At 34.1% G+C, this 20,568-nt stretch carries 17 protein-coding genes; 14 read left to right on the top strand and 3 right to left on the bottom strand.

Annotated elements, in window-relative coordinates; translation table 11 throughout:
- Window positions 1-89 precede the first annotated feature (89 nt).
- The 10 genes from ACJJVP_RS00230 (at window position 90) to ACJJVP_RS00185 (ending at window position 10,309) form a co-directional block, all read left to right on the top strand.
- Complete coding sequence (locus ACJJVP_RS00230) at window positions 90-1,667, top strand: aldehyde dehydrogenase (NADP(+)) (RefSeq protein WP_405409846.1); 1,578 nt, start codon at window positions 90-92, stop codon at window positions 1,665-1,667.
- A gap of 21 nt (window positions 1,668-1,688) precedes the next feature.
- Window positions 1,689-2,696 carry a 4-hydroxyproline epimerase gene (locus ACJJVP_RS00225; RefSeq protein WP_405409844.1) on the top strand — a complete coding sequence of 336 codons (1,008 nt, stop codon included), beginning with the start codon at window positions 1,689-1,691 and terminating at the stop codon, window positions 2,694-2,696.
- 10 nt (window positions 2,697-2,706) lie between these two features.
- The gene (locus ACJJVP_RS00220; protein ID WP_405409842.1) at window positions 2,707-3,954 is read left to right on the top strand and encodes an NAD(P)/FAD-dependent oxidoreductase; all 1,248 of its coding nucleotides are present in this window, start codon (window positions 2,707-2,709) and stop codon (window positions 3,952-3,954) included.
- A 124-nt stretch (window positions 3,955-4,078) separates the two neighbouring features.
- A complete protein-coding gene (locus tag ACJJVP_RS00215) occupies window positions 4,079-4,480 on the top strand; it encodes a response regulator (protein WP_405409839.1) in 402 nt (133 codons plus the stop codon).
- Window positions 4,481-4,560: 80 nt separating this feature from the next.
- Window positions 4,561-5,103: a heme NO-binding domain-containing protein gene (locus tag ACJJVP_RS00210; protein WP_405409837.1), complete on the top strand. Its 543-nt coding sequence runs from the start codon at window positions 4,561-4,563 to the stop codon at window positions 5,101-5,103.
- A complete protein-coding gene (locus ACJJVP_RS00205; RefSeq protein WP_405409835.1) occupies window positions 5,096-7,072 on the top strand; it encodes a PAS domain S-box protein in 1,977 nt (658 codons plus the stop codon). The genes ACJJVP_RS00210 and ACJJVP_RS00205 overlap by 8 nt, the downstream gene beginning before the upstream one ends.
- Before the next feature lie 11 nt (window positions 7,073-7,083).
- Window positions 7,084-8,214, top strand: a complete 1,131-nt coding sequence (locus ACJJVP_RS00200) for an FIST signal transduction protein (RefSeq protein WP_405409833.1) — start codon at window positions 7,084-7,086, stop codon at window positions 8,212-8,214.
- Window positions 8,214-9,278 carry an ATP-binding protein gene (locus ACJJVP_RS00195; protein WP_405409831.1) on the top strand — a complete coding sequence of 355 codons (1,065 nt, stop codon included), beginning with the start codon at window positions 8,214-8,216 and terminating at the stop codon, window positions 9,276-9,278. Before ACJJVP_RS00200 ends, ACJJVP_RS00195 begins: the two co-directional genes overlap by 1 nt.
- The gene (locus ACJJVP_RS00190) at window positions 9,275-9,595 is read left to right on the top strand and encodes an Hpt domain-containing protein (protein WP_405409830.1); all 321 of its coding nucleotides are present in this window, start codon (window positions 9,275-9,277) and stop codon (window positions 9,593-9,595) included. Before ACJJVP_RS00195 ends, ACJJVP_RS00190 begins: the two co-directional genes overlap by 4 nt.
- Window positions 9,596-10,309: a LytR/AlgR family response regulator transcription factor gene (locus ACJJVP_RS00185; RefSeq protein ID WP_405409828.1), complete on the top strand. Its 714-nt coding sequence runs from the start codon at window positions 9,596-9,598 to the stop codon at window positions 10,307-10,309. It abuts the gene before it with no gap.
- Between the two features lie 23 nt (window positions 10,310-10,332).
- Here the strand turns inward: ACJJVP_RS00185 and ACJJVP_RS00180 are convergent, their stop codons facing one another.
- The 3 genes from ACJJVP_RS00180 to ACJJVP_RS00170 all read right to left on the bottom strand — a co-directional run bounded on the left by ACJJVP_RS00180 (window position 10,333) and on the right by ACJJVP_RS00170 (window position 14,846).
- The gene (locus ACJJVP_RS00180) at window positions 10,333-10,746 is read right to left on the bottom strand and encodes a response regulator (protein WP_405409825.1); all 414 of its coding nucleotides are present in this window, start codon (window positions 10,744-10,746) and stop codon (window positions 10,333-10,335) included.
- The gene (locus ACJJVP_RS00175; protein ID WP_405409823.1) at window positions 10,743-12,536 is read right to left on the bottom strand and encodes an ATP-binding protein; all 1,794 of its coding nucleotides are present in this window, start codon (window positions 12,534-12,536) and stop codon (window positions 10,743-10,745) included. Before ACJJVP_RS00175 ends, ACJJVP_RS00180 begins: the two co-directional genes overlap by 4 nt.
- A gap of 249 nt (window positions 12,537-12,785) precedes the next feature.
- Complete coding sequence (locus ACJJVP_RS00170; RefSeq protein WP_405409821.1) at window positions 12,786-14,846, bottom strand: tetratricopeptide repeat protein; 2,061 nt, start codon at window positions 14,844-14,846, stop codon at window positions 12,786-12,788.
- Between the two features lie 488 nt (window positions 14,847-15,334).
- Here ACJJVP_RS00170 and ACJJVP_RS00165 point away from each other — a divergent pair, with 488 nt between their 5' ends.
- The 4 genes from ACJJVP_RS00165 (at window position 15,335) to ACJJVP_RS00150 (ending at window position 20,557) form a co-directional block, all read left to right on the top strand.
- Window positions 15,335-16,564, top strand: coding sequence for a glycosyltransferase (locus ACJJVP_RS00165; protein WP_405409819.1), 1,230 nt, complete (start codon window positions 15,335-15,337; stop codon window positions 16,562-16,564).
- A 269-nt stretch (window positions 16,565-16,833) separates the two neighbouring features.
- The gene (locus ACJJVP_RS00160) at window positions 16,834-17,973 is read left to right on the top strand and encodes a response regulator (protein ID WP_405409817.1); all 1,140 of its coding nucleotides are present in this window, start codon (window positions 16,834-16,836) and stop codon (window positions 17,971-17,973) included.
- A gap of 36 nt (window positions 17,974-18,009) precedes the next feature.
- Window positions 18,010-19,266 carry a sugar isomerase gene (locus ACJJVP_RS00155; protein ID WP_405409814.1) on the top strand — a complete coding sequence of 419 codons (1,257 nt, stop codon included), beginning with the start codon at window positions 18,010-18,012 and terminating at the stop codon, window positions 19,264-19,266.
- A 61-nt stretch (window positions 19,267-19,327) separates the two neighbouring features.
- Window positions 19,328-20,557, top strand: coding sequence for a glycosyltransferase (locus ACJJVP_RS00150; protein WP_405409812.1), 1,230 nt, complete (start codon window positions 19,328-19,330; stop codon window positions 20,555-20,557).
- Window positions 20,558-20,568: the final 11 nt, after the last annotated feature.

Raw genomic sequence — 20,568 nt, 5'->3', positions numbered from 1 at the left:
AATATGCATATGGATAGAAATGTAAGGAAAGAATAGAAATTTGTTTCAGCATCTTTATTTACTTTTGAGTAACACCATAAATATAGAAAATGATAAGCGGTACAAATGCAATAGGGAGCAAATCTTCAAAGAAAGGAAATAAAACTTTTAAGACTTTTGATCCTAAACAAAATAAGGATACAGAGTGGACATTCTACGAAGCATCTGCTAACGAAATTGATGAAGCCGTTGATTTGGCAACAAACGCTTTTAAAGTATATAAAGATTTTTCAGGAGCTAAAAAGGCAGGGTTTTTAGAAGCTATTGCCGATGAAATTGAAGCAATTGGAGATGACCTAATATATACCTATTGTAAGGAATCGGGTTTACCAGATGGTAGGGCAAGAGGTGAGCGTGGACGTACCATGGGGCAACTTCGTGCTTTTGCCAATTTATTAAAAGACGGTTCTTGGGTAGAGGCTGTTATTGAAAAAGCACAGCCTAATAGAGAACCCATGCCAAAATCTGATATTAGAAAAATGCTATTTCCTCTAGGTCCGGTGGTGGTCTTTGGTGCAAGTAATTTTCCATTGGCATTTTCTACAGCTGGGGGAGATACGGCAAGTGCTCTTGCTGCAGGCTGTCCAGTAATTGTAAAAAGTCACCCAATGCATGCTGGTACCGGTGAACTGGTATCTTCTGCTATTATTAAGGCAGCTGAGAAAACGGGTATGCCAAATGGTGTATTTTCTAATTTGAACAGTAGCGGTATAGAAGTAGGGCAACAATTGGTGAAACACCCAAAAGTAAAAGCTGTTGGTTTTACTGGAAGTATAAATGGTGGTACGGCATTGTATAGATTGGCAAATGAAAGAGATGAGCCTATTCCCGTATTTGCAGAAATGGGGAGTATAAACCCAGTGGTTGTATTACCATCAGCTTTAGAAAACGATGGTGATGCTTGGGCAACTAAATATGCTTCTTCAATTACTTTAGGTGCTGGTCAGTTTTGTACCAATCCTGGTTTGGTGTTGGCAGTTAAGGGAGATAAGTTAGATGGATTTATAAAAACATTATCAGAAGAAATAGTAAAACTGGAGCCTACTTGCATGTTGCATCCAAACATCTATGCAAAGTATAATGAAGGTAAAAAGGAATTGTCAGCACAGAGCGGAGTAACTATTACTGCCGATTATAAGAAGGATACAAATGCGAATACTGCTAAACCATCGATTTTAAAAGTGAGTGGTGCAGATTTTTTGGCAAATACAAAATTACATAGAGAAGTTTTTGGACCATTTTCCGTAGTAGTTGAGTGTGAGAATACGAGTGAATTAGAAGCTATCTTAAATCATCTAGAAGGGCAGTTAACAGGAACTATTTTAGGCTCTGAAGAAGATTTAGAGAATAATTCTGGCGTTGTAGATGCTTTACAGAGTAGGGTAGGGCGAATTTTGTTCAATGGTGTACCAACTGGTGTAGAGGTTAATTCTTCTATGGTCCATGGAGGTCCGTTTCCTGCAACTACAGATCCTCGTTTTACATCTGTAGGTACATCGGCTATTAAAAGGTGGGTGCGTCCCGTTTCTTTTCAAGATTGGCCAAATAAATTATTACCATTGGCTCTGCAAAATGAAAACCCTTTTAAAATTACCCGATTGGTAGAAGGGGAATACACTAAAAACTGAAACATATAACACACTCTTAATATGGCCAGTAGCACTTTTGTTTGTATCGATGCTCATACTTGTGGTAATCCTGTTAGGGTTATAAAACAAGGCGGTCCAGATTTAGTTGGTGTTACTATGAGCGAGAAACGTCAGCATTTTCTAAGGGATTATGATTGGATAAGAAAAGGGTTGATGTTTGAACCAAGAGGTCATGATATGATGAGCGGTAGTATTTTTTATCCGCCAAGCGACCCAAATAATGATTTCGGTATTTTGTTTATTGAAACTAGCGGATGTTTGCCCATGTGCGGTCACGGAACTATTGGTGCCATTACCATTGGTATTGAAGAGGGGTTGATACAGCCTAAAACTCCTGGTGAAGTTCGTATGGAAACTCCTGCTGGTTTGGTACATATTACATACCAGCAAACCGGAGAAAAAGTTGATTGGGTAAAATTGACCAATGTAAAATCTTACCTTGCAGCTACCGAACTAACGGTTGACTCTTCTGCGTTGGGTGTATTGGTTTTTGATGTATCGTACGGAGGAAATTTTTATGCCATTGTAGATTCACAAAAGAATTTTACCGGTATACAAGACTATTCTGCCAATCACCTAATTCAGTTCAGTCAAGAAATTCGGGAAAAAATCAATCTGAAATATCCTGATTTATTTATACATCCAGAAAATGCAACCATTAAAGATGTGAGTCATATTTTGTGGGCGGGGAAAACAATATCCGATAAAGCTACTGCTAGAAATGCTGTGTTCTATGGCGATAAAGCTATTGATCGCTCTCCTTGTGGTACGGGAACATCTGCCCGCATGGCGCAATGGTTTTCCAAAGGAAAATTGAAAGTAGGTGATGATTTTATACATGAAAGTTTCATAGGGTCTCAATTTATAGGTCGTGTAGAAAAAGAAACTACTTTAGCGAGTATCCCTGCTGTAGTACCTAGTATAAAAGGGTGGGCAAAAATATATGGTCAGAATACGATTACTATTGATGATGATGATCCGTACGCTCACGGTTTTCAAGTAATTTAATATACAGAAAATGAAAAGTGTTGTTGTTATTGGAGGAGGAATTGTTGGGCTCAGTACTGCGTACTATCTACATAAAGAAGGTTTTGAAGTAACGGTCATTGATAAAGGCGACATAACTACTGGCGCATCATTTGTGAATGCAGGTTACATTACCCCAAGTCATATTATACCACTGGCATCGCCAGGTATGATAGCTAAAGGTATTAAGATGATGTTCAATTCTGCTAGTCCGTTTTACATGAAACCGAGATTAGATACGGATTTTTTAAAATGGTCCTGGTATTTTCATAAATCATCTACACCTGAAAAGGTTGAAAAGGCAATTCCGGCAATAAAAGAAATTAACCTAATAAGCAGAGAATTGTTCACCGATATTAAAAATTCTGGAGATTTGGGTGATTTTCAACTTGAAAGAAAAGGACTTCTAATGCTTTACAAAACTGAAGCTGCTTACCTACATGAAAAGCAAGTTGCGGAAAGGGTAGCCTTTGAAGGACTAGAAGTGTCTGATTTGAACAAGTCAGAATTGCTAAAGCTAGAACCTAACGTAAACATAGCTGCAGAAGGAGCTATACATTATGAATGTGATGGCCATACAACACCAACGGAAATTATGCCCAAATTGCTGGCATACCTTCAAGGTGAAGGTGTCGTCATTAAAACAAATGAAGAAGTTGTTGATATAAAGAGCTCAGGCAACAAAATAATAGAAGTTATTACAGATAAGGATAATTATCAACTAGATGAGGTAGTATTAGCTGCAGGTTCATGGAGTGGGGAACTTGCTAAAAAAATGAAACTAAAACTGCCTTTGCAAGGTGGTAAGGGGTATCGAATTAATGTAGAGCGTGATACGGGAATTTCAATACCGGCTATTTTAATGGAATCTAAAATGGCGGTTACGCCCATGAACGGGTTTACTAGATTTGCAGGTACCATGGAGTTTTCTGGCAATAATAACATTGTACGAGACGTACGCGTAATGGCCATTGCAAATGGAGCCCATTCTTTTTATCCAGATTTGACAATCAACGAAACTGAAATTAAAAATGTAAAAACAGGTTTAAGACCGGTTTCACCAGATGGCTTGCCTTATATTGGCAAATCAACTAAAATTAAGAATTTAACGATAGGTACAGGTCATGCAATGATGGGGTGGAGTTTAGGACCCGCAACAGGTAAGTTAATTGCAGAGTTATTGTCTGGTTATAAGACGTCTATGGATATAGCTGCTTTTGATCCTGACCGTACATTTTAAGTAAACCGCTAAATGCTCAACGGTATGTATTTACCATTCACCGACACTTAATTGACATTCGTCTATACTGGTCAAATTATTTAAAACTAATCTTCCACCTTTGTAGTATCAAAAATAGACAACAATGGACATCCTTTTAATAGAAGACGATTTAATAGAAGTAATGAAGTTGAAACGTACAGTTTCTAAACTTAATTTAAAGCATAATATCGTAGAAGCCAAAAATGGCGAGTCAGCATTAACATATTTACGTTCTGGTGAAAAATTACCAGATATTATATTGTTAGATTTAAATATGCCAAGAATGAACGGTATTGAATTTCTATCTATTTTAAAGGCAGATGAACAATTGCGTTATTTACCTACAGTTATTTTAACCACATCTGAAAATAGAGCAGATTTACTAAAATGTTATGAAGTTGGTATAGCAGGTTATGTAATTAAGCCTTTAAAATATGAGGATTATGAGTATAAGTTAAATGCTGTTTTAGAGTACTGGACCGTTAATCAACTAGTGAAAGGCTAACAAAAAAGCGCATTTCACAACATTTTCCTTCATTTCTGTATTAATTTTCCTACGTTTGATAATAAATCAAATGTTCTCAAATGAAAGGTATAGTATTCACGGAGTTTTTAGAAATGGTCGAATCCGAGTTCGGGTTAGAAACTGTTGATAATATTATTGAAAAGTCAAATCTTCCTTCAGAAGGAATTTACACATCTGTTGCCACCTACGAATTTAACGAAATGGTGGCATTGATTACCCAATTAAGTAAAGAGGTAGACTTACCAGCTGGAGATTTGATTTATGCATTTGGACTTTATCTATTCTCAAGTCTTAAAAATGCACACCCAGAAGTCATTCAAAGTTACCTGTCACCAATTGGTCTACTATATTCTATAGAAGACCATATTCATGTACATGTAAAAAAGCTTTATCCTGAGGCTGAACTGCCTACATTCAAAATTTTAGAAAAGACCGATAATTCAATTTCAATGATATACTCTTCTTCTAGAGGATTATATAGATTGGCTCATGGTCTTATTGAAAAAGCATTTGAGCATTTTAACGGTAAGGCAGATATTACCTACGAATTACTTAAGGATGATGGTACCGAAGTAAAATTTGACGTTGTACAACATGGATAGTAAAGAAGTTACTCTTCTTAAGAAAGCCCTAGAAAGGCAAAAAAAGGCAAGACAGCAAGCCGAAAGAATTCTGGAGGAAAAGTCTCATGAGCTTTACGAAGTTGCTAGTCATTTAAGAGAGTCTAATCATAAGCTAGAAAATTTATTGAGCCAAAAGACCTCTGAACTAGATGGTGTTTTTATTAATATTATAGACCCTTATGTGGTGATGGATTTATCATATAATGTGATAAGTATGAACCAGTCTGCAAAAAACTTCTTAGGGTTCGATAATAATAAAGAAGAGATCAATCTTTGGAAACTGGTACATAAAGATTACATGGAATATACCATGGAATCTTTTAGTAGCCTGCGAGAAGTTGGTATGCTTAAAAATTATAGAGCCAAAATTTTAATTAAAGGCGGTGCTGAAAAGTGGGTCGAAATTAATGCTGGTTTGGTTTTTGATAAAGATAAAAAACCGATTGCTGCACAAGGTATAGTAAGGGACATTACCCAAGAAATGGAAGTTAGGGAGTTATTGTCGGAACAAAAGCGCCAATTAGATATTATCGTTAATAGTTCACCTTTAGGTATCATTTTAGCAGATGTAAATAGTATTATTAAGGTCAATCATACCATGACTTCATTGTTAGGATATTCCTATGATAAGTTTATGAACATGAACGTTAAGGATTTTACCGATGCAGAAAGTTTAGAAGAAGCCGACAAGCTTTTAGCAAAACTTAATAACGGTGAAATAGATAAATATAATATTCACCAGAGATTTATTAAAAGTAATGGGGAGCAATTGATGGTGAAGCTATCTGTGAGTGCAGTTAGGAATATCTATAAAGAAATCAGCTATATCGTAATGATGGTTGAAGATATCACCAAGCAAGTCGAGGCAGAAGAGCGTTTAAAAGCAGAAAGGGAAAAGTATAGTGGTATCATTGCCAATATGAACCTTGGTTTATTAGAAGCGAATCGAGAAGGTGTAATTCAATTGGTAAACCAAAGCTTTTGTGATATGATCGGCTTTGAAGAAGGCGAATTGCTTCATACAGATGCTAAATCTTTTGTAAGTTTTGAAGATAAAAATAAGGTTGCCGAACATATTAAGACCCGTGCAAATGGGAAATCAGACTCTTATGAAGTGCAAGTAATTACAAAATCTGGAGAAAAAAGGTACTGGATGATTAGTGTTGCACCACGTTATAGTAAAGATCATGAGGTAATTGGATCTATTGGTATTACCATGGATATTACAGAGCAAAAAACACTAGAACTTCAAAAAGAACAATTAGTAAAAGATCTAGAGAACAGTAACCAAGGTTTACAAGAGTACGCGCACATAGTTTCCCATGATCTTAAATCGCCGCTTAGAAGTATAAGTGCATTGGCAACTTGGTTAAGTGACGATTATAAAGATGTGTTAGATGAAGGTGGTAAACAGAATCTTGAATTGATGCAGGAGAAAGTCGCCTCTATGGATAAATTGATCCACGGTATTCTAGAATATTCTACAGCTAATAGTTCAGCTTTAGATGACTCTAAAGTAGATTTAAATGGGGTAATATCAGATATTGGAGAAACCATATTTATTCCTGAGCACGTAAAATTAGTCGTGCCTGAAACGCTACCTGCCATTATGGCAGATAGAATTAAGGTGCATCAAGTTTTTCAAAATATTATTGGTAATGCCGTTGTGCATATTGAAAGAGAGGTAGGGCTGGTTGAAGTGCTATTTAAAGATGATGGCGAATTTTGGCAATTTACTATTAGAGATAATGGTGTTGGTATCCCAGAAGAGTATCATAAGAAGATATTCGACATCTTTCAATCCATCGGTAATAATGAACGATCAACGGGTATTGGACTATCTATCGTTAAAAAGATTATTGACCGTTACCAAGGTAAGGTTTGGGTAGATAGTGTTGTTGGTGAAGGAACCCAATTCCATTTTACAATTAAAAAAGACCACAATTAATAACGCTTCATATGAAAATAGTTCAAGCAATAAAAAAGGCTAATGAGTCTTTTGTACTTCAAAGCACCACAAAATTAAAAGAGCCATTAGTATTGGTTTTTGGTAATAGATATCTATTGGAAAGTGAACATATTTTTAATGAAGTAAGAGAGCTTTTTCCTGATGGGCATATCGTTTTTGGTACTACATCTGGAGAAATTATTGAGGATAAAGTATTAGAAGGCACGGTAGTATTGACAGCTATTGAATTTGAAAAAAGTGCTATTGTTGTAAAACGATGCAATGTAGCCGATTATAATAATGATGATAAAAAAATGGGAATGAGATTGAAATCTCAGTTTCCAAAAGAGAATTTAAAGCATTTGTTCGTTATTTCTGAAGGAAGTACGGTAAATGGTAGTGCACTAATCGAAGGTGTTGAACACGTAGAAAATACAAGTTTTGGTTTATCTGGTGGATTATGTGGCGATGATGATCGTTTTGAACGTACCCTTGCATCTTATAACGAAAACCCAAAAGAGGGTGAAATTGTCGCCATAGGTTTTTATGGCGATACCTTAGAAATTTCTAGTGCCAATTACGGAGGGTGGACCACCTTTGGGCCAGAACGTATTATTACAAAGTCTAAGGGAAATGTTCTCTTCGAGCTTGATGATAAACCCGCATTAGACCTTTATAAAACCTATTTAGGTGAGAAAGCTGATGAACTACCAAAGTCTGCATTGCTTTATCCATTAAGTGTAAAAGCAACAGAAGACTCAGATCCTTTGGTACGAACTATTTTGAATATAGATGAAAAAGAAAATACGATGACACTTGCAGGAGATGTACCTGAAGGGGCTAGAGTGCAATTAATGATGTCGTCGGTAGATGATATAGTAAATGGAGCTTTTCATGCAGCAGAATTGGCTATGAAAGACAGAAAGAGCTCTCCTGAACTTGCTTTGTTAATTAGTTGTATTGGTAGAAAATTAGTGATGGACCAACGAACAGAAGAAGAATTAGAGGAAGTGAAGGCGGTAGTAGGGGATAACACAGTAATAAGTGGGTTTTATTCATATGGGGAAATGGCACCTTTTAGTGGGCAAGATAGTTGTAAATTGCACAATCAGACCATGACACTAACTTTATTCAGTGAATAATGCATTCTCTTTTAAAAAGACAAATACGAAAATACTTACCTGCTAAACTAAGGGAGCATCCAGAAATGGATGGTTTTTTAGAAGCTATAGAAAAATCATATGAGAATTATGATGATAAATTTTCTATGCTTCATAGAGCCTCTACCATTAGTTCTGACGAACTATTTGAGGCTAATAAAAAATTGCAAAAAGAAGCTTTACAGCAAAAAAGTATTTTGGTCTCTTTAGAAGATGCCATTCGAAGTTTAAGGAAGAATTTAAATGAAGATCAATCATTTGATATTGATTTTCAAGATGAGCTAAATACAGAAGAGCTTGCATCTTACATTAGCAGTTTAGCATTGAAGGTTTCCGAGATGACGAGTGAAAAAGATAAGTTGGTCACTAACCTAGAAAACCAGAACGAATCTTTAAATAATTATGCCCAAATGGTATCGCATGATTTAAGGTCGCCAATACGAAATATTAGTGCCTTGATGAATTGGATAATGGAAGATGAAAAAGATAATTTTTCTGAAGCAAGTAAGGAAAACTGCTCATTAGTATCTGACAATCTTACAAAAATGGATAAGTTGGTTACGGGTATACTCAACCATGCTACAATGGGTGAAACCAATGAGCAACGTATAACATTTCTTTTAGAGGATAGTTTAAGGGATATTGAAAAAACAATTTTTGTTCCTGACAACTTAACGTTTAAATATCCTGAGAATTTACCTAAAATGGAATTTGAGAAAGAACGGTTAGAACAATTGTTCATGAACCTGTTCTTAAATGCCATTACGGCTACAGAACATTTAGCAAATGGGGAAATTAAAATTGGTTATGAACCTGATGAGGTGTTTTGGAAGTTCAGTGTTTCAGATAATGGAAAGGGAATACCTAAAAAACACCAAGATGGCATATTCCAAATGTTTAAAAAATTAGAAACCAGTAATAACGCTACAGGTATCGGACTTGCAATTGTAAAGAAAATTACGGTTCTTTATGAAGGTAGTGTATGGTTGAAGTCTGAAGAAAATGTAGGAACTACATTTTTTATAACTTTAAAAAAGAATTTATGATAGAACAACCAAACCTACACTATGTTGACGAACTTGCAGGTGACGATGTTGAGTTCAGAGGTCAGTTCATAGAAATAATCAAAAACGAATTTCCCCTAGAAAAAGAAGAATATATTGGACACATTTCTAATGCCAGGTTCAAAGAAACTGCAGAAATTGTTCATAAATTGAAGCACAAATTTAATATTTTGGGCATGCAAAATTCTTATAAACTAGCCGTTGCCTATGAGATGGAATTGTTGGAAGGTAAGCACGATAGTAAATCTGAGTTTAATGAAGTTCTAGATACTATTGAAGAATATATTAAAACCATATAAATGAACTGTATTATTATTGATGATGAAGCAATGGCTAGGGCAATTGTAAAGCAACTGTGTTCAAAAGTTCCAGAGCTAGATGTCATTGAAGAATTTGATAATGCCATATCTGCCATTAAGTTTTTAAACCAGAACACTATCGATGTTATCTTTTTAGATATACATATGCCAGGATTTAGTGGTGTTGATTTTGTGCAGACCCTTAAAAACCCTCCCAAAGTGGTCATGACCACATCTGATACCGATTTTGCAATAGCAGCTTATGAATATGAGTGTATTGTTGATTATTTAGTGAAGCCAATTACATTAGAACGTTTTGAGAAAAGTATAGATAAAGTTAAAAACAGTCTTGCTCAAAAGCCACAGGCTCAGATGCCAGCATCTCAACAAAATTCTCCAGAGGGCGAAGACTTGTATATAAATATTGATAGAAGGTTGATAAAATTGAAGCTTAATGAAATTTTGGTCATTGAAGCTAAAGGAGATTATATTGATGTTAAAACAGAGAAAGAAGAACACAGGGTACATACTACCCTAAAGAAAATAAAGGAGAAATTACCAGAAAAGTTATTTCTTCAGATACACCGTTCTTACATTATCAACTTTACCAAAATTATTGATATTGAAGACAATAGTGTATTGATTGCCAAAAATGTTGTACCTATTAGTCGCTCTAATCGTCCAGAATTAATGAGGCGATTAAATTTGCTTTAAGGCTTAAGACAAGAAAATCTTTTTCACCAATTTTCGTGATAAATCTTTTTAAATATTTCTGCTAATTGAACTTTGTCAACTGGTTTGACTACATACCCAGTTAGCTCTTCAAAGTGCGAAGCTCTTTTAATATCACTATCGCGCATAGATGAACTTACCATATATATATTTATGTTGTTAATGATTTTTGATTTGAGTTTTTTAAACTCATTTAAAAACCCCCAACCATCTAAAAAGGGCATGTTAATGTCTAAAAATATGACCTCAGGTAACTCTATTTTTTCATTGGTACAGTTAGATATATACTCTACAGCTTGTTCACCATCTGTAAAAGTGCTTACTACCAATTCTTTTGATAATTGATGGATGGTTTTTTCCATTAAATATAAATACAATTCGTCGTCATCGACTAGCAAAATGTTTGGTTTCGTGTTCATTTTTCGAATATTAATTTAAATGTAGTTCCTTCTCCTACTTTACTATCTATTGTTATTGTTGCATTCAATGCTTCTAATTGAGATTTTACCAAGAATAATCCCATTCCTTTTCCAGAGATATTTCTATGGAATCTTTTATATAATTTAAAGACATTTTCACCATGTCTACTAAGGTTTAAGCCTATACCATTGTCTCTAACATATAGCACTTTTTGGTTGTTTTCCAGGGCAGATTCAAACTCAATGTATGAATCAACGTTATCTCTTTTATACTTTATCGAATTAGAAATAAAATTATGTACAATACTCTGCAAATAGAGTTTTGAATAGGTAATATGATTCCATCCCTTCAAGTCTAGCCGTACTTCAAAACCACTATTGTTCAACAGTGTTTCTGTAAATTCATGTTTCACCTCTTCTATTAGTTCTTCCAAATTTATGTCTGCTATTTTTATCTCTTTATTATCGAGAATAGATACATAGTCGTTGATGTCTTCAGTTAAATGAGTTATGCTTTTGGCAACATCATCAAGTTTAGGTAATAATTGATGTAATACCTCTGGGTTTTTCTCTTTCTGAATCATTTCTACAATTACAGACATACTAGTTACCGGTGAACGTAGATTGTGAGAAATCAAATAGTTGAAATCACTCAATTGCTTATTTCTAATTTCTAAGCTATTGTTCATTTCATTGACCATAACGTTATTCTCTTCTAACTTGTCTTTACTTCTGGTTAATAAAATGTTCTTACTTTCTAACTCTCTGTAGAAAAGTTCTTTTTCTATTTTCTTTTTTTGAAATACATAGCATAGCATAAGAAGACCTGCTATAGAAATGATATTAAATATCAACAGACTTCGAAATAAAGGTTGTAATTCGGCTTTTACTACTCTGGGAGGAACTTCCAAAGCCATAAGCAAATTAGACTGGGTTATTACTTCTGTAGGTAGGTTAGATTGAGAACCAAACGTAAATGTCGCTCCATTTAAATTAATGGATTGCTGCGTCCAAATATGACCATTTTCAACAAAAGTGCTGTCTCGAATATGAGTTATTGCTTTGGTGTTTAAAATACCGTCTATGTACCTATTTTTATTTTCAGATTCATAGGGTAAATCTTCTTCTATGGTACTTGCTGTTATAACTTTAAAATTCTCATCTAATAAATAAATATTTTTTTCTTCAACTTTGGCTTTTATTTGGTCTAGAATTTTTTTCATTTTAAAATTGATGACCACTAAACCAATTTGATTTTCATCAATATCAAAAATAGGAGCCACAGCTCTCATTACTGGTTTATGCGGTTTTTCAATTTTCCCATTTTCCTTATTTAAGCTTATTTGAGAAAGATATATTTGATTTTTTTTTAATTGTAACCCTGCTTGAACATAGGTATGTTGATTTTTATCTTGTAAAGGGTTAATAATAAGAGTATCGTTTCCTACCCGTTGGGCTCTAAAAAATTCTTTTCCTTCTAAATCTATAAAGCGAAATTGATCATAAATAGTTATATATTCAATAAGTTCTAGATATGCATTTAAGAAAGAAGAATGCTCTGCTAAAGGATCAAAATTCTTTGGATATTTTAAACTGGCCCAATATTGGGTATTACGTAAAAAAGAATAGTACTTTTCTTTAAAAGAATCTTTCTTCATCGTGTTTGCACGAATCTGACGCTCCATAATAGCATCAATTTGTTCTGCCTTTTGAGAGTGATATAAAAAAAGGGTAAGCGCAAAAAGTGGCACATAAAGGCCAATAAACAATTTTAAAACTCTCTTCCACATATAAGCACATTTATAGGCTCATTTCCAATAGTATTTCTAGTGCAGGGGATGCTTTCTGTTCTTACGCTAAATTAAGTAATTTTCTTACATTAATGATGGTATTAGCAAGGTTTTTAATAAGATTTATAGATTTTAATATAAGATGGAAATTTTTTGTAAGAATTTCTATTTTTGTAGTCCGCTAAATATCTTATCGAATAAAGATGTTTGAAACGGTATAAAAATTTGTAATTGAATATTGGATTCTGACTACTCTAAATCCAATTTTTTATAAAAAAGTGGTTTCTTTAGAAACAACCATTTAGCCTTTAAACCTATTTCGGTGAACTCAAAACCAGCAGCGGTCGCAGAGGCAATGTTGCTGTATTTACCATAAACGTTTAGACTAAAACGCTTAGAAAACTGATGTTGAACAGAAGCTTCTGCCCTAAATATATTTGTGTTAGGGTCATCTTCAACTTTTTGAATACCGGTAGCGGCACTTGCTATGTAGGTTGTTTTCTCAGATATTTTACCACGTACATCGGCAAAAAGTTCAACAGCCTGATATTTTTCAGGACTAAAATAAATGGTAGGTACTTGTTCTTTAAAAGTAATGTATTGGTAATTAATACCCATTTTTAAAGCTGGTTTTTTAAGTACGTTATAATATAGAGAAGTAAATAATAAATTTCTAATATTATCGTCACTTTGCTGTGTGTGCATTAATTGCGTATACCAACCAAAGTTAACATTAGTGCCTAAATTGTAATTTAAACCATAATGATTCTGAACAATTTCTTGTTCAATTAATTCGGCATTAAAACTTTGTACTTCTCTTTGATAACCAAGTGTTAGATTCTGTAATTTAAATGGTTGTAAATCTAATTTAACATCTAAAACAGGTTGTGTATAGGCGTCATCTGAAAACCTTGAATTGTTTAAGCCGAGTACCGTCTTTAAAATCGTTTTCGGAAAAATCTTATATTGTAAACCAACTAGTGCTACATGCGATGTCGCTTTATTGTCAGTAACCGTATTTTCTGTGGATCGAAAGAAGTAAGAAACTGTTGTTCTAAATTTGGTGGAGAAAGGTACGTCTATGGTAGTATTTGTATAAAAGGCGGTATTATTACCGTTATCAAAAGTGTAAGCGGCATGCTCTTCGATTGTTGGTGTATGCATTATATTCAACTTCTCAATAAAACCTTTGGCATCTTTTTGATTTTCATAAAATTTTAAAGTTTGATTGGCCATATTGTACGCTGGTATAATCTTATCTGATGCAAACAGGGCATTTGCTTTCCCTAAATTACCGTCAAAAGAAGCACTGTCGTTCACTAAAATTCTGTCATAACTTTCTACACTTGCTTTTGAATCACCAGTGTACAGCCCCAAAGTAGCTTTTAAGGCATGTATCCAATTTCTATTTGGAAAATGGGCTTCTAAACTATCTATTTTTTTACGGGCAGGTATAAATTTTTTATTCCAGATCAAGGCTTGTACGTAACGATCGTAAGTGTTTTCAGTAAGTGGTACGTCATCAATTTTATCCACTTTTACAGTTGCGCCTTTAGCAATAATTAGCGCCTCTTTGTCATTTTCATCTAAATGTTCTGCCAAAGCAATACCATTTAAAGCGGTAATGGAATCTTTTGGAGTGGTGGCATACCTAACATACATGTTCTTTGCTTTGTCTGCCTGTTTTGTAATTAGATAAAGATTAGCCAAGTTGATGAGTACATCTTTATCTTCAGGGAAATCTTCAAATATTTTTTTAAGTATCTGCTCTCCCTTACCATACTGTTGGTTATTTACATAGGCATTGGCATAACCTAACCTCATAAATTTTCTGGAGACTTTTGCACTTTCATTATCTGGCTGTAATGCTATCGCTTTTTCAACCCAGCTTAAGGCAGATTTATATTCTTTTAAATTACTCAATGTATTTGCATAACCTAATACGGCACCAAATTTAGTAGGGAATTTTTCAACTAAATCTGCGTACAAGGGTTTAGCCTGTTCATATTCTTTAGCCCATAAAAAAGATTCATTGTAGTTGATCAATATCTCAAAATCGCCAGGGTAATCTTCTAAAAGGTCAGAAAAAAGACCTGTTGCCTTTTTGGGTTCTCCACTTAGTCCAACAGCTCGTCCATAACAAAGTAACGCAGTTTTATTATTAGGGTCGGTTTTAAGGTATTCACCAAAAAAAAGTTCAGCTTCTTGAAAATCACCTTTCTCCAATAAACCAAAGCCTTTGGTCATATCAGACTGTGCTCTTAGAAAGCTAGAGGTTATAAGAATAAGAAATACTACTTTACGAATCATTTAAAAGTCAGATTAATACTACAAATACCTAACGGTAATTATTGAAATTTATTAGTCCATTTCAATATTGTAAGAATAAAATAGTACCCTCTATTATAAATAGGGGATAACAGCATTGAAAGAAGGTGACTGTGTTTGTGCTTAAACGCTTTATTGTAAAATGATATCATTTCTGCAAATTTGGTTAGAATCAGGAAGGTATTTATTTTAAAAATATTCGAATAGATATATTGTCATTTAGGGCTGAGAATGGTTTTATGAAATTACCAATCTTTTAATTTTATGTTATTCTTACCTTAGTTAGTTATGATAATATTGAATGTAAGTACCTGATGTTCATGTTTGTAAATACTTCTGGTTTAGTTAAACGAGCTATTGTTCCCATTCGTCTACAGTAACGCTTCATCCACCCAAAATAGCCCCAATAACCTTTGTCTTAGTTGGATATTTGTATCAGAATTAACCCAAGGGAATTTAAAACTTAACCTATGAAACTTGCAATTGTAACCGCTTATCCGCCAAGTAAAGTGACATTGACCGAATACGGCTATCACTTAGTAAGACATTTTAGACTTCAAAAAGAAGTAACGGAAATTGTTTTAATTACTGACAAGACCGAGGGTGCTAAGGATCTTGCTTTTAATGAAGAAGGATGTAAGATTACTGTAAAAGAATGCTGGAATTTTAATGATTACAAAAACATATTCAAGATTAACCGTGTTATTAAAGAAACAAAACCCGATGCTGTCCTTTTCAATCTTCAGTTTTTAAAATTCGGAGATAAAAAAATACTTGCTGCAATGGGGTTAATGGTACCACTAATATGCAAATTAAAAGGTATACCTACTATATCATTGCTACATAATATTTTAGAGCAAGTAGATTTGGAGAATGCTGGTATTACTTCTAATAAGCTAATGCAGAAGGTTTATAATGGTATTGGAAATGTATTAACAAGATTTGTTTTGGCTTCCGATGTTGTTGCGGTTACCATTAGTAAATACCAAACCATATTAGAACAAAAATATCAATCTAGAAATGTAGCCTTAATTCCACATGGTTCTTTTGAAACTCCACTAGAGCCTGATTTTACATTACCCGCTGGACCAAAAAAAGTAATGGCTTTTGGAAAATTCGGTACTTATAAAAAGGTAGATATTTTGATTGAAGCGGTAGAGCTGATTAGACAACGTACCAAACAGGACATTGAAATTGTAATTGCCGGTACAGATAGTCCTAATACCCCAGGGTATTTAGATAGTATGAAAAATAAATATGCAAATGTTGATCAATTACTTTTTACAGGTTATGTAGCTGAAGAAGATGTTCCTGTACTATTTGGTGAAAGCGCGGTTGTTGTTTTTCCTTATACATCTACCACAGGCAGTTCTGGTGTATTGCACCAAGCAGGTAGTTATGGTAAAGCTGTTGCATTACCAGATTTAGGAGATCTTAGCATTCTGGTTAAAGAGAAAGGTTATAAAGGCGAATTTTTTGAGCCTGAAAGTGTCGAATCTTTGGCAGACGCCATTGAGAATATTCTTGAACATGACTCGTATAGAAAGTATTTGGCCAAAGAAAATTATAAAGCGGCTTGTTCACTACCCATGTCAGCAATTACAAAAATGTATGTTGAATACTTTAAAGCTTTGCAGTTAGCAAAATCTAAAGGTTTTACGTTAGATGTACCTTTAGTAGAAAAAGAAATAATGTCTTAAGTTTTTGGTTAGGTTTAGTGTAAAGGGGGTAGTGTGGTTAGCTACCCTCTTTTTTTTTGTAAAAATTTCAAAACTCCATATAATTTAGATGTTAGATTTCTTAAGTGAAATTCCTACAATAAGAAAAAATTTTATTTTTTCTTATTTATGTTATTAATCAGTTGATTACGATAATTGTAGTAAAAATTTTTTTCTGATTATTTTGTAAAACTTACAATTTTTTTAAAATATTACGTTATATGTAAGTTAAATCTTACCTAATAAAAAACATGAAAATACTAACTATTGACGATCAGCAACTTATATTACTGTCTGTTGAAAAACGACTTACCGAATTAGGCTATGATGTAAAGACTGCTGATTCTGGATTAAAAGGAATAGAATTATATGATTCTTTTGAGCCAGATTTAGTTCTGGTAGATATTAATATGCCCGATATTTCTGGGTTAGAGGTCGTACGACATATTAAAAGTGGTGACCGAAATAATACACCGGTTTTAGTGATGTCAGGAAATACCGAAGAAGCTATTATTATGGATGGCTTTACCTTGGGTATTGATGACTATATGAAGAAACCCGTGAGTTTATCTGAAATGTCCGCTCGTATAAAAAGACTTATTGGTGCTCCAGTTATTGAAATGAAGATAGAACCCACCAGCAGTGGTCGAATGTTACAAAAAAACTGTGTTGGTGTAGTTATACCTTGTTATAATGAAGAAGAACGTCTTTTAGGTAAAGAGTTCAGAGATTTTGCACATAGTAATCTGGGCTACCACCTATGTTTTGTAAACGATGGTAGTACAGATAAAACTCTTGAAGTATTAGAAGAGTTGAAAAAAGGGAACGAAAGCAATATTAGTATATATGATTGTGAGAAAAATGGAGGTAAAGCAGAGGCGGTTCGTCTAGGTATGCTACATATGGCTAAAGACACACAATTAGATTATATAGGCTTTTTAGATGCTGACCTCTCTACCGATTTTAGAGATTTTGATGATTTGGTAGAAACGCTTGATAAGTCAAATTTTAAGATCGTTAGTGGTTCAAGAATGAGTAGAATGGGTGCCGATATCACCAAAGAGTCTGCTCGTAAGATTATTAGTATGACTATTAATTTAATCATTAGAACTATTTTACGAATGCCTTTTAATGACACACAGTGTGGCGCCAAAGTAATGGACCGCTCTGTAGTACCATTACTCTTCAACAAACCTTTTATTACCAAGTGGTTGTTCGATGTTGAGATGTTTATTCGTATGAGAAAACATTATGGTAAAAATGAAGCGATTAAGCTCATTTGTGAACAGCCTCTTAAAAGATGGATACACGCTGATGGATCTAAACTATCCATGAAAGATTCAGTGAAAATTGTTGGTCAACTTGCTAAAATTGCGGTTGTATATAGATAATAACACCTCATAACCACCAAAAACTACCCTATCAAAATGACAGCAATTAAACTAGCTTTAAAGCGAATCTCCTCTAAACAATTGTTTATGGGTAGTGCTTTGCTTGTAAATGGCGGAAATTACCTTTACAATCTACTGCTAGGTAGGTTGTTAGGTCCAGAAGCCTTTGCAGATGCTGCATTATTGGTCACTTTGCTATTAGTACTTTCTTTTGTTGGTATGACATTTCAATTGGCGACTACAAAATTTGCGGTTTTATTTACAGATTATACGTGGGTCGCTTTTAAGAATACCATGTATAGGTATGCATTGATATTTGGTGTATTTACAGGTATTCTTGTGCTCATTTTTTCCAAGAATCTTCAAGAACTGTTCAATACCCAAAATCATTATATGTTTATGATTTTTGCGGTTGCTATACCTTTGTACTTTGTTATGAGTGTAAATAGAGGAAGATTTCAAGGTGGGCATGATTTTGGAAAATTGGCAGGTACTTACCAAACGGAAATGTGGAGTAGACTACTGCTTACTTTTGCCCTTTTGCTTTTGGTGCCTTTTGAACCGGGTATTTTAATTGCAACTGGTATCGCACTTTCTTTTGTGTTCGGACTTTTTCCGTCAGATTTTAAAGGTGTTCAGGTATTTTCTAAAGATAAGTTAGCCGCGGTAGATTTAAAGCAGGTTTGGATATTCATTGGTCTTACTGCTGGTTATGAACTTACCCAGATCATAATAAACAATAGTGACATTTTATTGGTCAAGCATTACTTTGATGATAAACAAGCTGGCTTGTATTCATCATTGGCATTGATAGGTAGGGTAGTGTACTTTGTGGCTTGGATGTTTGTAATGCTATTAATGCCAACAGTCATTCAGAAACAAAAAGATGGCGAGCCAACGGCTCCGGTGCTGTTTAAGTATGTATTCTTTATTGGTGGCTTGTCTACCTTTATTGTATTTGTGTGTTTTCTTTTTCCGAACTTGATTATCACCTTAATGTTCGGTGATGCTTATTTGTCTATTGCACATTTGTTATGGAAGTATGCCTTAGCAACTTCATTATTTGCAGTATCTAATATATTCGCTTACTACTTTTTATCATTAAATCAATTCTCGCCCGTAATACTATCTGGATTGTTAGGCTTCTCTCAAGTTGCTTTGATCATGCTATATCATGATAACCTAGAAACGGTAGTTCATATGCAAATCATTGCTATGGTCATTTTACTGGTAGCTCAACTACTGTTTTTTATCATCAAGAATAAAGCGGATTCTAAAGTCATTAAAGAATAAAAGAATCAAAAAGGGATTGGTCCCCAATAAAAAAAGTCCTGTTTAATAAAATATAACTCAAATGAAATTAGCAATTGTAACCGCATACCCACCTAGTAAAGTAACCTTAACAGAATATGGTTATTATTTGGTAAAGCATTTTAGACTACAAGAAGAGGTGACAGAATTAATTTTGATCACCGATAGAACTGACGGACCTAAAGATTTAAATTTTGAGGGCGAAGGCTGTAAGATTACAGTGAAAGAATGTTGGAGTTTTAATAGTTATAGTAATATTTTCAGCATCAATAAAACCATATCTAAGGTGAAACCAGATGCGGTTTTATTTAATCTTCAGTTTTTAAAATTCGGAGATAAAAAAATACCGGCTGCAATGGGCTTAATGCTTCCTTTTATATGTAAAACCAAGGGTATACCAACTATTTCATTATTACATAATATTCTTGAACAGGTAGATTTAGAGAATGCAGGTTTTACCAATAATAAAATACTACAAAGTATCTATAATTTTATTGGTACTACGTTGACGAAGTTTGTTTTAGCTTCAGATGTTCTTGCGGTTACCATAAGTAAATATGTAACTACATTAGAAGATAAGTATAAGGTTAAGAACGTAGCTTTAATTCCGCATGGTGCATTTGAAACTCCTCCAGAGCCAGATTTTAAACTTCCTGCAGGTCCAAAACAGGTAATGGCTTTTGGTAAGTTTGGTACATACAAAAAAGTTGAAATTCTTATTGAGGCGGTAGAAGAGATCAGGTCGAGAACCAATGAAGATATTGCAATTGTTATTGCTGGTACAGATAGCCCTAATACACCTGGCTATTTAGATGAAATGAAACAAAAATATAGTCATGTTCCTCAAGTGAGATTTACAGGTTATGTAGCAGAGGAAGATGTTCCAAAGATATTTGGAGATAGTGCAGTAACTGTTTTTCCATATACGTCAACAACTGGTAGTTCAGGAGTTTTACACCAAGCTGGTAGTTATGGTAATGCCGTTGCTTTGCCAGATTTAGGCGATTTAAGTGTATTGGTTAAGGAAGAAGGTTATGTAGGTGAATTTTTTGATGCTCATGATACGTCATCTCTGGCTAATGCCATTGAAAAGATTATTACAGATGATTCATATAGAATTCAGTTGGCAAAACAAAATTATAAAGCGGCATGTTCATTACCAATGTCTGCTATTACACAGATGTATATAGACTACTTTAAGGCTATACAGAAATCTAAAGAAACAGGTTTCAATATAGACATATCAACTGTGGAGAAGAAATTGGTTCATTAAGAATCGATATG

It is taken from the genome of Maribacter sp. Asnod1-A12 (assembly GCF_045063735.1).
Lineage (GTDB): Bacteria > Bacteroidota > Bacteroidia > Flavobacteriales > Flavobacteriaceae > Maribacter.
Note: the sequence above shows the minus strand (reverse complement) of the source record. Positions and strands in the feature narration are given on the sequence as shown.

Bases quoted from the DNA above. Each gene is read 5' to 3' on its own strand.
- ACJJVP_RS00210 (WP_405409837.1), top strand. From the start codon at position 4,561: ATGAAAGGTATAGTATTCACGGAGTTTTTAGAAATGGTCGAATCCGAG.
- ACJJVP_RS00215 (WP_405409839.1), top strand. From the start codon at position 4,079: ATGGACATCCTTTTAATAGAAGACGATTTAATAGAAGTAATGAAGTTG.
- ACJJVP_RS00180 (WP_405409825.1), bottom strand. From the start codon at position 10,746: ATGAACACGAAACCAAACATTTTGCTAGTCGATGACGACGAATTGTAT.
- ACJJVP_RS00175 (WP_405409823.1), bottom strand. From the start codon at position 12,536: ATGTGGAAGAGAGTTTTAAAATTGTTTATTGGCCTTTATGTGCCACTT.
- ACJJVP_RS00155 (WP_405409814.1), top strand. From the start codon at position 18,010: ATGACAGCAATTAAACTAGCTTTAAAGCGAATCTCCTCTAAACAATTG.
- ACJJVP_RS00165 (WP_405409819.1), top strand. From the start codon at position 15,335: ATGAAACTTGCAATTGTAACCGCTTATCCGCCAAGTAAAGTGACATTG.
- ACJJVP_RS00170 (WP_405409821.1), bottom strand. From the start codon at position 14,846: ATGATTCGTAAAGTAGTATTTCTTATTCTTATAACCTCTAGCTTTCTA.
- ACJJVP_RS00200 (WP_405409833.1), top strand. From the start codon at position 7,084: ATGAAAATAGTTCAAGCAATAAAAAAGGCTAATGAGTCTTTTGTACTT.
- ACJJVP_RS00230 (WP_405409846.1), top strand. From the start codon at position 90: ATGATAAGCGGTACAAATGCAATAGGGAGCAAATCTTCAAAGAAAGGA.
- ACJJVP_RS00225 (WP_405409844.1), top strand. From the start codon at position 1,689: ATGGCCAGTAGCACTTTTGTTTGTATCGATGCTCATACTTGTGGTAAT.
- ACJJVP_RS00205 (WP_405409835.1), top strand. From the start codon at position 5,096: ATGGATAGTAAAGAAGTTACTCTTCTTAAGAAAGCCCTAGAAAGGCAA.
- ACJJVP_RS00195 (WP_405409831.1), top strand. From the start codon at position 8,214: ATGCATTCTCTTTTAAAAAGACAAATACGAAAATACTTACCTGCTAAA.
- ACJJVP_RS00190 (WP_405409830.1), top strand. From the start codon at position 9,275: ATGATAGAACAACCAAACCTACACTATGTTGACGAACTTGCAGGTGAC.
- ACJJVP_RS00150 (WP_405409812.1), top strand. From the start codon at position 19,328: ATGAAATTAGCAATTGTAACCGCATACCCACCTAGTAAAGTAACCTTA.
- ACJJVP_RS00160 (WP_405409817.1), top strand. From the start codon at position 16,834: ATGAAAATACTAACTATTGACGATCAGCAACTTATATTACTGTCTGTT.
- ACJJVP_RS00185 (WP_405409828.1), top strand. From the start codon at position 9,596: ATGAACTGTATTATTATTGATGATGAAGCAATGGCTAGGGCAATTGTA.
- ACJJVP_RS00220 (WP_405409842.1), top strand. From the start codon at position 2,707: ATGAAAAGTGTTGTTGTTATTGGAGGAGGAATTGTTGGGCTCAGTACT.